The sequence below is a fragment of the Pseudomonas sp. GM21 genome (genome assembly GCF_000282215.1).
Lineage (GTDB): Bacteria > Pseudomonadota > Gammaproteobacteria > Pseudomonadales > Pseudomonadaceae > Aquipseudomonas.
Genome location: NZ_AKJS01000099.1, coordinates 1 through 12,346, shown reverse-complemented (window position 1 = coordinate 12,346; position 12,346 = coordinate 1). Strand labels below are relative to the sequence as shown.

13 protein-coding genes are annotated in these 12,346 nt (G+C 59.3%); 11 read left to right on the top strand and 2 right to left on the bottom strand.

The window, feature by feature from the left end; genetic code table 11:
- Window positions 1-20 precede the first annotated feature (20 nt).
- Both PMI22_RS13310 and PMI22_RS13315 read left to right on the top strand, forming a co-directional pair.
- On the top strand, window positions 21-1,670 hold the full coding sequence (locus tag PMI22_RS13310; RefSeq protein ID WP_007946266.1) for a GMC family oxidoreductase: 1,650 nt from the start codon (window positions 21-23) through the stop codon (window positions 1,668-1,670).
- Between the two features lie 171 nt (window positions 1,671-1,841).
- Window positions 1,842-3,464, top strand: a complete 1,623-nt coding sequence (locus PMI22_RS13315) for an MFS transporter (RefSeq protein ID WP_007946265.1) — start codon at window positions 1,842-1,844, stop codon at window positions 3,462-3,464.
- Window positions 3,465-3,518: 54 nt separating this feature from the next.
- Here the strand turns inward: PMI22_RS13315 and PMI22_RS13320 are convergent, their stop codons facing one another.
- Window positions 3,519-3,887: a DUF427 domain-containing protein gene (locus PMI22_RS13320; protein ID WP_007946264.1), complete on the bottom strand. Its 369-nt coding sequence runs from the start codon at window positions 3,885-3,887 to the stop codon at window positions 3,519-3,521.
- Between the two features lie 271 nt (window positions 3,888-4,158).
- Between PMI22_RS13320 and PMI22_RS13325 the strand changes: the two genes are divergently transcribed.
- From PMI22_RS13325 to msrA, 9 genes are all read left to right on the top strand, one after another.
- Complete coding sequence (locus PMI22_RS13325) at window positions 4,159-6,108, top strand: DNA topoisomerase III (RefSeq protein ID WP_007946260.1); 1,950 nt, start codon at window positions 4,159-4,161, stop codon at window positions 6,106-6,108.
- A 236-nt stretch (window positions 6,109-6,344) separates the two neighbouring features.
- Window positions 6,345-6,974: a glutathione S-transferase family protein gene (locus PMI22_RS13330; protein ID WP_007946259.1), complete on the top strand. Its 630-nt coding sequence runs from the start codon at window positions 6,345-6,347 to the stop codon at window positions 6,972-6,974.
- A 51-nt stretch (window positions 6,975-7,025) separates the two neighbouring features.
- On the top strand, window positions 7,026-7,529 hold the full coding sequence (locus tag PMI22_RS13335; protein ID WP_007946258.1) for a GNAT family N-acetyltransferase: 504 nt from the start codon (window positions 7,026-7,028) through the stop codon (window positions 7,527-7,529).
- A 144-nt stretch (window positions 7,530-7,673) separates the two neighbouring features.
- Entirely contained in the window at window positions 7,674-7,826 is a 153-nt protein-coding gene (locus PMI22_RS31380) for a hypothetical protein (RefSeq protein WP_007946257.1), read from the top strand.
- A gap of 221 nt (window positions 7,827-8,047) precedes the next feature.
- The gene (locus tag PMI22_RS13340) at window positions 8,048-8,377 is read left to right on the top strand and encodes a hypothetical protein (protein ID WP_007946256.1); all 330 of its coding nucleotides are present in this window, start codon (window positions 8,048-8,050) and stop codon (window positions 8,375-8,377) included.
- A 677-nt stretch (window positions 8,378-9,054) separates the two neighbouring features.
- A complete protein-coding gene (locus tag PMI22_RS13345; protein WP_007946255.1) occupies window positions 9,055-9,507 on the top strand; it encodes an Ohr family peroxiredoxin in 453 nt (150 codons plus the stop codon).
- A gap of 106 nt (window positions 9,508-9,613) precedes the next feature.
- Window positions 9,614-10,066: an Ohr family peroxiredoxin gene (locus tag PMI22_RS13350; RefSeq protein ID WP_007946254.1), complete on the top strand. Its 453-nt coding sequence runs from the start codon at window positions 9,614-9,616 to the stop codon at window positions 10,064-10,066.
- Window positions 10,067-10,209: 143 nt separating this feature from the next.
- Window positions 10,210-10,671 carry a MarR family winged helix-turn-helix transcriptional regulator gene (locus PMI22_RS13355; RefSeq protein ID WP_007946253.1) on the top strand — a complete coding sequence of 154 codons (462 nt, stop codon included), beginning with the start codon at window positions 10,210-10,212 and terminating at the stop codon, window positions 10,669-10,671.
- Between the two features lie 5 nt (window positions 10,672-10,676).
- Window positions 10,677-11,186 (top strand): peptide-methionine (S)-S-oxide reductase MsrA, encoded by a 510-nt coding sequence (msrA, locus tag PMI22_RS13360; protein WP_007946251.1) that lies wholly within the window; start codon window positions 10,677-10,679, stop codon window positions 11,184-11,186.
- A gap of 55 nt (window positions 11,187-11,241) precedes the next feature.
- Here the strand turns inward: msrA and PMI22_RS13365 are convergent.
- A partial coding sequence (locus PMI22_RS13365) for an autotransporter outer membrane beta-barrel domain-containing protein (protein WP_007946250.1) occupies window positions 11,242-12,346 on the bottom strand: 1,105 nt, incomplete at its 5' end.

The following is a 12,346-nucleotide window of genomic DNA, read 5'->3' as shown; positions in this document are numbered from 1 at the left end:
ACAACAATAAGAGGTCAGGGATGCAGACTTCCCTTGATGAGTTCGACTACATCGTGGTCGGTGCCGGGCCGGCAGGTTGTTTGCTGGCCAATCGACTGTCGGCCAACCCGCAACACCGAGTGCTGCTGCTCGAAGCCGGCGGCCGCGATAACTATGCTTGGATTCACATTCCCGTGGGTTACCTGTTCTGCATCGGTAACCCGCGCACCGACTGGTGCTTCAAGACTCAGGCGCAACCCGGTCTGCAAGGGCGCACCCTGAGCTACCCGCGCGGCAAAGTGCTCGGCGGCTGTTCTTCAATCAACGGCATGATCTACATGCGCGGCCAGGCCGGCGACTACGACAGCTGGGCCGCGGACGGCAATCCGGGCTGGCGCTGGAGCGACGTGTTGCCGCTGTTCAAGAAGAGCGAAAACCATTTTGCCGGCGACTCCGAATTTCACGGCGCCAGCGGCGACTGGCGGGTCGAGCGTCAGCGACTGTCGTGGCCGATTCTCGATGCCTTCCGCAGCGCCGCCGAGCAAAGCGGCATCGCCAGCATCGATGATTTCAACCAGGGCGATAACGAAGGCTGTGGCTATTTTCAGGTCAATCAGAAGGCCGGGGTCCGCTGGAACGCAGCCAAGGCGTTTCTCAAACCGATCCGCCACCGCGCCAATCTCACGGTGCTGACCGACGTTGAAGTCGACCGCGTGTCGCTCGACAACGGCCGCGCATCAGCCGTCATTACACGCTACCAAGGTCAGGCGAAAACCTTCAAGGCGCGCAAGGAAATCGTCTTGTGTGCCGGCTCCGTCGGCTCACCGGGCATCCTCCAGCGCTCCGGCATCGGCCCTCGCCCGCTGCTGCAAAAACTGGGGATCGGCGTGGCCCATGAGCTGCCGGGGGTGGGCGGCAATCTGCAGGATCACCTGCAACTGCGGCTGATCTACAAACTGGAAAACGCCCGCACGCTGAACCAGATTGCTGGCAGCGTGTGGGGCAAGATGGGCATGGGCCTGCGCTACCTGTGTGACCGCAGCGGTCCGCTGTCGATGGCGCCAAGTCAGCTCGGTGCGTTTGCTCGCTCAGGACCGGAACAGACCTCGGCGAATCTCGAATACCACGTGCAACCGTTGTCGCTGGAACGCTTCGGCGAGCCGTTGCACCCCTTCCCCGCCTTTACCGCTTCGGTCTGCGATCTACGGCCGCACAGCCGTGGCCGGGTGGACATTTGCTCAACCGACCCGAAAGCCGCGCCACTGATCCAGCCCAACTATCTGAGCCACCCGGAGGACTTGCGTGTCGCCGCCGACGCCATTCGCCTGACCCGCCGCATCGTCGCCGCACCGGCGCTGCAAGCGTTCAACCCGGTCGAGTACCTGCCCGGTGCGCGCTTGCAGACCGAAGAAGAATTGCACGAAGCCGCCGCACAGATCGGCACCACCATTTTCCATCCGGTCGGCACCTGCCGGATGGGTAACGACGCGGATGCGGTGGTGGATGCCGAGTTGCGGGTCCATGGCATTCCTGGATTGCGCATTGCCGATGCTTCGATCATGCCGCGCATCACCTCGGGCAATACCTGCTCGCCGACGCTGATGATTGCTGAAAAAGCGGCACAGCTAATACTCGAATCCAACGACAACACAATCCCTGTGGGAGCGAGCCTGCTCGCGATGACGGACTGACATTTAACATCTACGGTGACTGATGCACCGCCATCGCGAGCAGGCTCGCTCCCACAGGGGATTGAGCTACCCCAAAGTTAGCGCTTGGTTCACGGACATTAAGCTTCACCCCAGCAAGGAACACGCAACACCAGTGGAACAACAAAAACAATCACTGTAAGGGATACCGATATGTCAGAACATGTTCAATCTCTGGAAGCTGTGCCGGTCGAGACGATCAGCCACGACACCCGCAAAGTCATCTTCGCTTCATCGCTCGGGACGGTCTTCGAGTGGTATGACTTTTTCCTCTATGGCGCCCTCGCGGCGGTGATCAGCAAACAGTTTTTCGCCGGGGTGAACGACACCACGGCGTTCATTTTTGCGTTGATGGCCTTCGCGGCGGGCTTCGTGGTGAGGCCTTTCGGTGCCCTGGTCTTCGGACGCCTGGGGGACATGATCGGGCGTAAATACACGTTCCTCGCGACCATCGTGCTAATGGGCCTGGCGACCTTCTGCGTCGGCTTGCTGCCGACCTACGCGAGCATCGGCATCGCCGCGCCAATCATCCTTGTGGTGCTGCGCATGCTTCAGGGTCTGGCCCTGGGCGGTGAATACGGCGGCGCTGCCACCTATGTCGCAGAACACGCACCGATGGGCAAACGCGGTTTCCACACCAGCTGGATTCAATCCACCGCGACCCTTGGCCTGTTGCTGTCGCTGCTGGTGGTGCTCGGCTGCCGCTACTTCACTGGTGACCAGTTCGAAGTCTGGGGCTGGCGCATTCCGTTTTTGTTTTCGATCATCCTGCTGGGCATCTCGACCTGGATTCGCCTGAGCCTGCATGAATCGCCGGCCTTCGTGAAAATGAAAGCCGAAGGCAAACTCTGCAAATCACCCCTGCGCGATTCCTTCGGCAAGTGGGAAAACCTCAGAGTCGTGCTGATTGCCCTGTTCAGCATCAACGCCGGGCAAGCGGTGACCTTTTATGCCGCGCAGTTTTACGTGCTGTTTTTCCTGACGCAGTTCCTGAAAATGGACCCGGCCCTGGCCAACGGCCTGCTGATCGTCAGCGTGATCATCGGCGCGCCGTTCTTCATCTTCTTTGGCTGGCTGTCGGACAAGGTCGGGCGCAAGCCGGTGCTGATGATCGGCCTGCTGTTGGCCACTGCACTGTATTTCCCGATCTTCAAATCCCTGGCGCATTACGCCAACCCGGCCATTGACCAGGCCAGCCGCCAGGCGCCGATTACCGTGTTGGCCGACCCGGCCACTTGCACGTTCCAGTTCGACCCGGTGGGCAAGGCGAAATTTGACAGCCCGTGCGACAAGGTCAAAACCTTTCTGGTCAAGCAAGGCCTGCCTTACGCCAGCGCCGCCGCACCTGCGGGCAGTGGCGTGCAGGTCAGTGTCGGTGACGTGACGCTGGACGGCTTCGACGAAGCGGCCCTGCGCGGTGCGGTGACCCTCGCCGGCTATCCGTCAAAGGCTGACATGCAGCAAATCAACAAGCCGATGATCGTCGCGCTGATCGTGATCCTGATCATCATTTCGGCCATGTGCTACGGCCCACTGGCGGCGCTGATGGTCGAACTGTTCCCGACGCGCATCCGCTACACCTCGATGTCGCTGCCCTATCACATCGGCAATGGCTGGTTTGGCGGGTTCCTGCCGACGGTGTCGTTCGCGTTGGTGGTCTACACCGGGGATATCTTTTACGGGCTCTGGTACCCGGTAGTGATTACCGCGGTGAGCCTGGTGGTGGGAATGATCTGTCTGCGTGAGACCAAAAACGTGGATCTCGATAAAAACTGACGGGACGTTGTGGCGAGGGGCTCCCCTCGCCACGAACCTTTGGGAAAACGACCCTCAGACCTCAGAGTCGAGTAGTTCGAACTTCACCTGATCCGGGTAGAACGCCACATATTCGCGAATCTGCTCAACGGACACTTTGGGGTCTTCATAACTCCAAACCGCATTCGCGCCTTCATGTCCCGGGACCTGCAAACTGAAATAGCTGGCATCGCCCTTGTAGGGGCAATAGCTGGTGTGGTCGGTGCGGGCGAAATATTTTTCGTCGATATCTTCGCGCGGCACGTAATACACCGGTGGGTAATTGGCCTCCAAGAGCACCAGCGCGCGCGCGGACGCGGCCACCTGAATGCCATGAAACTTCACCAGCAGACAGCCCGGCTGCTCGGCGATGGTAATGACAGGACTAGGAGCGGAGCTTTTCATGGAATACGTTCCTCATGACGGTGATAAACCTGTGGGAGCGTGCAGTGCGGCGATCCGTCTTGCCCGCGATGGGTCGCGCAGCGGTCCCGACACCTGAGACCCCATCTGTCAGGTATAACCCAAAATTCGCCTTGCCTACGGCCTCGCAGCCGAACGGGGCGTTTCGACGGCAGCAACGCATTGCTGTACATCCATACAGATAATGATTGATCGATTGCTCATCACCGGCCATTCTGTGCGCCTCTTGCCTACTTGATGAACGATGGTGGTTATGCGGCTGTACCTCTGTGAAAAACCTTCCCAGGCCAAAGACATTGCAGCTGTGCTCGGCGCCAAGCGTCGGGGCGATGGCTGCTGGCTGGGAACAGACATCACGGTGACTTGGTGCATCGGCCACTTGCTGGAAACCGCGCCGCCGGACGCCTACGACGCGCGTTACAAACGCTGGGTACTGGCGGACCTGCCGATCATTCCCGAGAAATGGAAGATGACCGTCAAGCCACGCACCGCCAGCCAGTACAAAGCCGTCAAACGCTTGCTCGGCGAGGCCGATGAGCTGGTGATCGCCACCGACGCCGACCGTGAAGGCGAGATGATCGCCCGCGAACTGGTGGAGCACTGCCGCTATCGCGGGCCGATCCGCCGGTTGTGGCTGTCAGCGCTGGACGATGCGTCAATCCGCAAGGCACTGGCCGCGCTCAAACCGGGGGCCGAGACGTTCAGCCTTTATCATTCAGCGTTGGGCCGCTCCCGGGCCGATTGGCTGATCGGTATGAACATGAGCCGGTTGTTTACGTTGCTGGGCCGTCAGTCCGGTTATCAAGGCGTATTGCCCGTGGGTCGGGTGCAGACGCCCACGTTGCGACTGGTGGTGGATCGCGATCGCAGCATTGCCGGTTTCGTCCCTGTGGCCTACTGGGCCATCGACGTGCAGCTGTTACACGAAGGCACGGCGTTCACCGCACAGTGGCGCGCGGCATCCGACGCTTGCGACGATCAGGACCGCTGCCTGAACCAGTCCCTGGCGCAAGACGCCGCCCGAGCGATGGGCAACGCCGCGAGTGCACGGGTGATCAAGCTGCGCACCGAGCGAATGCGAGAAGTGGCGCCCCTACCGTTCGATCTGGGGACGTTGCAGGAAGTCTGCTCGAAGAAGCTCGGGCTCGGCGCCCAGGAAACCCTCGACATCGCCCAGGCGCTCTACGAAACCCACAAGGTCATCACCTACCCGCGCAGCGATTGCGGTTTCCTGCCGCTGAGTCAGCACAGCGAAGCCCCGGGCATTCTCGCCGCATTGCGCCAGGCCGATCCGTCCCTGAACGCGCTGAACGATCACCTGGAACCGCAACGGCGCTCGCGGGCCTGGAACGATGCCAAGGTCACGGCTCACCACGGCATCATCCCGACGGCAGCGGCGAAGAATCTGGATCGACTGGTGGGCAAACAGCGGGCGGTCTACACGTTGATCCGCGCCCGGTATCTGGCGCAGTTCCTGCCCAATCATGAATACGATCGCACCCAGGCCGATTTCAACTGTGCCGGTGAAGCCCTGCGCGCCGTTGGCAAGCAGATCGTCGAGCCTGGCTGGAAACGTGCCCTGCCAGAAGCCCTCGCCCCCGCCAAGGGCCGCGAGGCGCCCGCGCCCCAAACCCTGCCGGCATTGGCCGAAGGGCTGGATTGCGCAGTCGCCGACGTAAAGCTCAAGGACCTGTGGACGCAGCCCCCCAAACCGTTCACCGAAGGCGACCTGATCAAGGCCATGAAGAACGTGGCCAAACTGGTGGAAGATCCGCTGCTCAAACAGAAACTCAAGGACACCACCGGCATCGGCACCGAGGCGACACGCGCCTCGATCATTCAAGGCCTGCTCGACCGAGGTTACCTGATCAAGAACGGCAAAGCCCTGGCCGCCACCCCGGCGGCCTTTAGCCTTATCGATGCCGTGCCGCGTGCGATTGCCGACCCTGGCACCACGGCGATCTGGGAACAGGCACTGGACATGGTGCAGAGCGGCGAAATGAGCCTGGAAGAATTCGTCACCAAACAGGCGGCGTGGATGAGCAAGCAAGTCGCCCGCTGTGCCGGTCTGAGCCTGACCATCAGCGGGCCGGCCAGCCCGGCCGGGCGTGGCGCTGCGCCATGGAAGAACAAACGCAAACCAGCGAAGCGCAAACCCTCTACGGGCAGCAAACGCCCCGCGAAACCGGCAAACAAGGCGTGATGGCACTTCGAATGAACCAAGATGGTCTATTGTTCTTCAAACCCGGCGACCGCCTGTTTTTGAAAAGACATCGCAGCCTCGTTTCACTCGACAGCTGCTACAAATCCCCTCAACAGCTCTGACTCACCAACCTCCCCGTAGCAGCTGACGAGCAACGCGAGGCTGCGTCTGGGATTTGCCTGACAAAACGCGATTGCCCGGTGAGGCTCAAGACCGTATCTACAGGAATCTTATTTATGATCATCGTGCATCACCTGAACAACTCCCGTTCCCAGCGCATACTCTGGTTGCTGGAAGAGCTGGCTATTCCTTACGAGCTGAGAAGTTATCAGCGCGACCCGAAAACCAATCTCGCGCCACCGGAACTGAAAGCGATCAATGCGCTGGGAAAATCGCCGGTCATTGAAGACGCAACGCAGACGCTGATCGAGTCCGCGGCGATCATCGACTACTTGATTCGCCGCCATGGCCAGGGTCGCCTGCAACCCGATCCGTCCACCCCCGCCTACGACGAATACGTCCAATGGCTGCACTTCGCCGAAGGCTCGGCCATGCTGCCGCTGATGTTGAACCTGTATGTCGGACGCCTGGGTGAAGCCGGTGCACCGCTGCATCCGCGCATCAATTCGGAAGTGGCCAATTACCTGGGCTACCTCGACACCGCACTGAGCCAGTCCGAATACCTGCTCGGTGACGAGTTCAGTGCCGCCGATATCCAGATGAGCTTCATTGGTGAGATCGCCAGGGCCCAGGGCAAGCTGGGCAACTACCCTCATGTAGCGGCCTGGGTCGATCGCTTCCAGGCGCGCCCGGCCTACATCGCCGCATTGAAGAAAGGCGGGAAGTACGACTTCGCGCCGCACTGAGTGATCCTGACAAGGCCATGGACGGCCCTGCGCGATCTGGAGCGCCCTCAAATGCCTTCGATAGAACTGCACGCCGCACAGCGCGACGACTTCGACACCCTCGAAAACCTGATGCAGTTCTACGTGTACGACTTCAGCGAATGGCTGCCACTGAAACTGGGTGAGCATGGTTTTTTCAGCATCCAGCCGAAAACGGATTACTGGCGCAACCCCGCGACCCGGCCGTTCCTGATCAGGGTGGACGGTGAGCTGGCCGGTTTCGTGAGCGTGGATCACGACACCCACATCGAGGGTGCCGAGTACAATATCGGCTACTTTTTTGTCAGTCGACGTTTCCGTGGCCAAGGAGTCGCGAAGTTTGTCGCTTCCACCCTCTTGAGCCAATTCCCCGGTCAATGGCAGATTTTTCATCTCGATGCGAACCCGGCTGCACGGCGGTTCTGGGCCAAAGTGATGCCTCATCTCACAGGCGATCAATTCACCCTGCATCAGCGGCCCGTAGACGGTTATCCCTGCACCTTCTACCGCCTCCAATGCCCGCAGCCGTCGCCCTGACGGGCGTGTCCGGCCTCCCTTTTTCATTCCAATCCGTTTTGTCAGACAATATGTAGTGCCTAAAAATAATCACTACATAATGGTTGACGCCTCCGATTTGGCCTTGCATGATGCAGACATCTCCCCGATCGGGAGTACCGCAACATGTTTGAGCAAGCTCGTCTGACCGCCGAGCTGTTTTTCCCGGATACACGCTGCCCACAAGGCAGATTGAAGAAGCTGACCTGGCCCGAACGTCCAGTACAAGGACGAGAAGCGCTGGCGATCAATCCTCATGAAGCTTGTGGCCGACCCTGAAAAATCGGCAGTGGCCTCCAGGTTTTCGCTGCTTCTCTTCGTTGTGACGCTAACGCGTAGCAGTTATTCAACACGACTACATGCAGCAGACGCGGGACCCCGTTGAATTCAACGGCCGACCGCTGACGTCCTGGTTTCGGTGCCAGGGATCAACTAACCGATGGGCTACTTGTATTAGCGACTCAACTTTGAAAAATCACCAAATGGTCAAGGGGCATATTATGAATCTGAACAATCAACCAACCATCGATGAACTGGCTCGTATGTTCGCGGCGCAAAAAGACAGCCTCGACAGCCACATTCTGTGGATCAGCAAATCGGGCCAGGTTCATATCGACTGCCTGTCGCCTCACGCTCATGAAGCGGAGTTCGACCAGAACAACCAGAACCTGCTCGCCCGACTGAAGATGTACCGTCGCGGCCAGGGCTATGTCGGCAAGAAAGCCGCAGCCGACAAGGACTTCATTGGTAATGTTCTGCAAACGCTGAAACAGGCATGGGCATCGTTGCAAAACCAGAACGAAGTTCGGGTGATTGATCGGTTCTACTAATCAAGTGACGCCAGACCTGACTCACTCATAAAAAAGCGCTTCACAGAAAACCGGGAAAGACGTTCTTGATCTTCATGAAAAAGAACTCGCTTTCCCGGTTTTCGTTTGCTTGCTGAATAAACTCTCGTGCAGGTTTGAATGACGACCAGCAGATTTGTTGAAACCAATCTGGTTTGATTCTGCGTCCTGCGACAGCCTGCCTTTTGGGGCAGGCTGTACCGATAGTATTTTTCCGTCCTGCGGTGCTTTTGCAAGGATGGAATCGGTCTAAAAAGCGCGCTTTACGCCGCGCATGCTTTGCTATTCTGAAGTTGTAGGTGAAGACGCAGACTGATGCGCAAACGGATAGCAAGGAGACGTGGGGCACGTCCCGAAGGGTACACGGTTAGAAAGATCTCCGCGTTGAGATCCAGCCCTTACGCCGTGTGAAGCAGAAGTACATAACACTGTTCTGTCAGAGTCCTGATAAACCTTGTAAGCCAGATACCAGCACTGGCCACCTACTCGAAATCCGAAGCCCGCTTATGCGGGCTTTTTCGTTTTTGACCACTCGTCGCGAAGGCGCCCTGCTACACCTTGACACCAATCGGGGTCTGCGCGATTATTATTCCATCGCACACGATACAAACGCATGCGACACAGAAATCAAACTTACTGCAACATTGAGGATTCATCCCATGAGCAAGATCGAAAAAGTCCTGGCCTCCGGCAAAACCCACACCAAAATGAGTGCGGCCGGCGTCACGTCCCGTGGCCATAACGGAACCGTCGACATCCAGCTCTCGTCACCCGGCAATGCAGCCCCTGTGCATGTGTTCGAAGCCACCCAGCCACACCCTAAAGCCGAGCAATTGTTCGCCGGCGCCTGGTCGGCCTGCTACATCGCCGCCGTCGGCCTCGCCGCCAAGCAAATGAACGTCGAACTGCCCAAAGATGTGGCGGTGGATATCGAAGTCGACCTGGGCCAGACCGGTGAGGCGTATTTCCTTCAGGCTCGATTGACGCTGCGTGCACCCGGCCTGTCCCACGAGGTCGCGACGGAACTGGCACACAACGCTGACCAGATCTGCCCGTACTCGAAAGCGACACGCGGCAACATCGACGTGGCCTTGAACGTCATCACGGCTTGAAGAACCGTGTAACCGAGCCAGATATTGGTCTCTAAAAACCCCACATATATCGCATGCGATGTAAGCGCACGCGAAACACAAACCACCAAACTCTCAGGGAATCATCATGAGCAAGATTGCAAAAGTCCTGGCCACCGGCAAAACCCACACCACCGCCAGCAGCACCGGCCACACTTCGCGCGGCCATAACGGCAGCCTCGATATCGCGCTCTCGTCGCCTGGCAACGCCACGCCTGCGCACGTGTTCGCCGCGACCCAGCCACACCCGACTGCCGAGCAACTGTTCGCCGGCGCCTGGTCGGCCTGCTACACCGCCGCCGTCGGGCTGGTGGCCAATGACATGAACGTGGTGCTGCCGGCAGATATGTCCGTCGACATTGAAGTCGATGTCGGTCAGACCGGCCAGGATTACTTCCTTCAGGCGCGATTGACCCTGCGCGTGCCCGGCCTGACGGACGCCATCGCCAGGACACTGGCCCACACCGCAGATCAAATCTGCCCGTACTCGAAAGCAACGCGGGGCAACATCGACGTGGACTTGAACGTGCTCACAGCGTGATGTCCGGCCCGGCGGGTTCGAGTTGTGCGCCGAACCCGCCATCTGCCGCTGATCAACTGGAGCTTATCGCTCTTACGACACCATCGCACACGAGGTATATTTCAGCCTTGCACGACAGCAGTCTTTGACGAATGAGGCCACCGATGAAACCCGACAACCCAGCGGCACCCGCGAGCCCCAAGCTCTCTGACTTTCTGTGTTTTGCGGTCTATTCCACCAACCTCGCCTTCGGCAAGGCGTACAAGCCGATCCTCGAAAAACTCGGCCTGACCTACACGCAATACATCACCATCGTGGCGTTGTGGGAGGAAGATGACCAGACCGTCGGCAGCCTGGGTGAAAAGCTGTTTCTGGAGTCGAACACACTTACGCCAATCCTGAAAAAGCTCGAAGCGATGGGCTACCTGCAACGCCAGCGCGACCCCGCGGACGAACGTCAGGTGCGGATCAACCTGACCAAAGAAGGCAAAGCCTTGCGCGAAGGCCGCCCGGAAACGGGCCTTGCCGGCGCGACGGGCCTGACCGAGGACGAGTTCACGCAGATGCAGAAAGCAATCGTGAAGCTGCGTAACAACCTGATCAAATCAATGAATACTGAGGAGTGAACGCTATGACCACGCAAACCGAAACCGCGATCCTGGCCGGTGGCTGCTTCTGGGGCATGCAGGATTTGATCAGACGAATCCCCGGCGTGCTGTCTACCCGGGTCGGTTACTCGGGCGGTGATGTGCCCAACGCCACCTACCGCAACCATGGCTCCCATGCGGAAGCCATCGAGATTGAATTCAATCCGGCGGTGATCAGTTATCGCCAGATCCTGGAGTTCTACTTCCAGATTCACGACCCTTCGACCGCCAATCGTCAGGGCAACGACATTGGCGCCAGCTACCGTTCGGCGATCTTCTATCTCAACGAAGAACAGCGCGATGTAGCCGAGGACACGGCGGCGGATGTCGATGCGTCCGGTCTGTGGCCTGGCAAGGTGGTGACGGAAATCGTCCCCGCCGGCCCGTTCTGGCAGGCAGAGCCGGAACATCAGGACTACCTCGAAAAAGTGCCCAACGGTTACACCTGTCACTTCATTCGGCCGAATTGGAGACTGCCGAAACGCGCGCTGTGAAGTTGCCTGTAGCCGCTGCCGAAATCTTCGCCAGCGGCTACCGCCTTACGGTGAATTACCAGTTGTAGCGATAACCCATGGTCGCCGCCCAAGGCTGTTTGATGTTGTTGCCTTTGGTGTAGCCCGCTTCAGCGAACACGTTGTGTTTGTCCGCCGCTTTCACCATGACCCCGCCCGCCATTTCAGCACGCGAACCCGGCAAGCGACTGTCGAGTTTCGCACCGCTGACCTTCACGTGACTGTCACCCGCATGCTCGGTGACCCAGGTAGCCTTGGCATAAGGTTTGACGGCCACGCCGTTTGCCAGTTGCAGATCACGCCCCAATGTCCCGCCGACGCGACTTTGCACTGAGACCATCGAATCCTGCTCGACGCTCAAGCCGTTGCTTGCGGTGTAGTGGCCGCCACTGATGTGCGCGACTTGCATCCCGACTTGGGGCTCGGTAAACCAACCCTGGCCCAGTTCGATGTGTTTGCCGAGTTGAACGTCTGCGCTCACCGCGTGATTTTTGTAGTCCGCCTTGACCTTGTCACCCATGTTGCTGGTGATGTTGATGGTGTTGTCCAGGTAGCTGTATTTCAGTGCGCCGTCGACATACAGCCCGCTGCGGTCCAGGTAGCTGGCATAACCGCCGAGCGTGGTGCTGTCGATCGTGCCTTTGCTGGCCTCGCCGAAATCTTGCCGGCCACGACCCTCGCCGATCAAACCACCCACATAAAGCGTGCCATCGTCGAGGGACACGGCGGTGTCGGCACCGATTTCCAGGCCGTTGAGTTGTTGCGTGAAAGCACGGCTGGTGCCGGTATCCAGGCGTTGTTTGGCGCCATAGGTGCGGGTCCAGACGCCACCCTTGTCCTTACCGGAACGCAGCTCAGCGAAATGCGCCGTGGTGGCGTTCATCTGGGCACTGATCAACGCGGCACCGGCGGCTTGACTGGCCACGGCGGCGTTGGCGCCTTTACTCAGGGTTTGCGCCTTGGGCACCGGCGGTTTCGGTTTGGGCATATCGTTAGGCACGACTGGCGTGCGAGGAGCGTCAGGTGCGTTTGGCAAGTCGGTTGTGGTTGGCACTTCTGGAGTGGTTGGCATCTCGGGCGTGGTCGGCACTTCTGGAGTGGTTGGCACCTCGGGCGTGGTCGGCACTTCTGGAGTGGTTGGC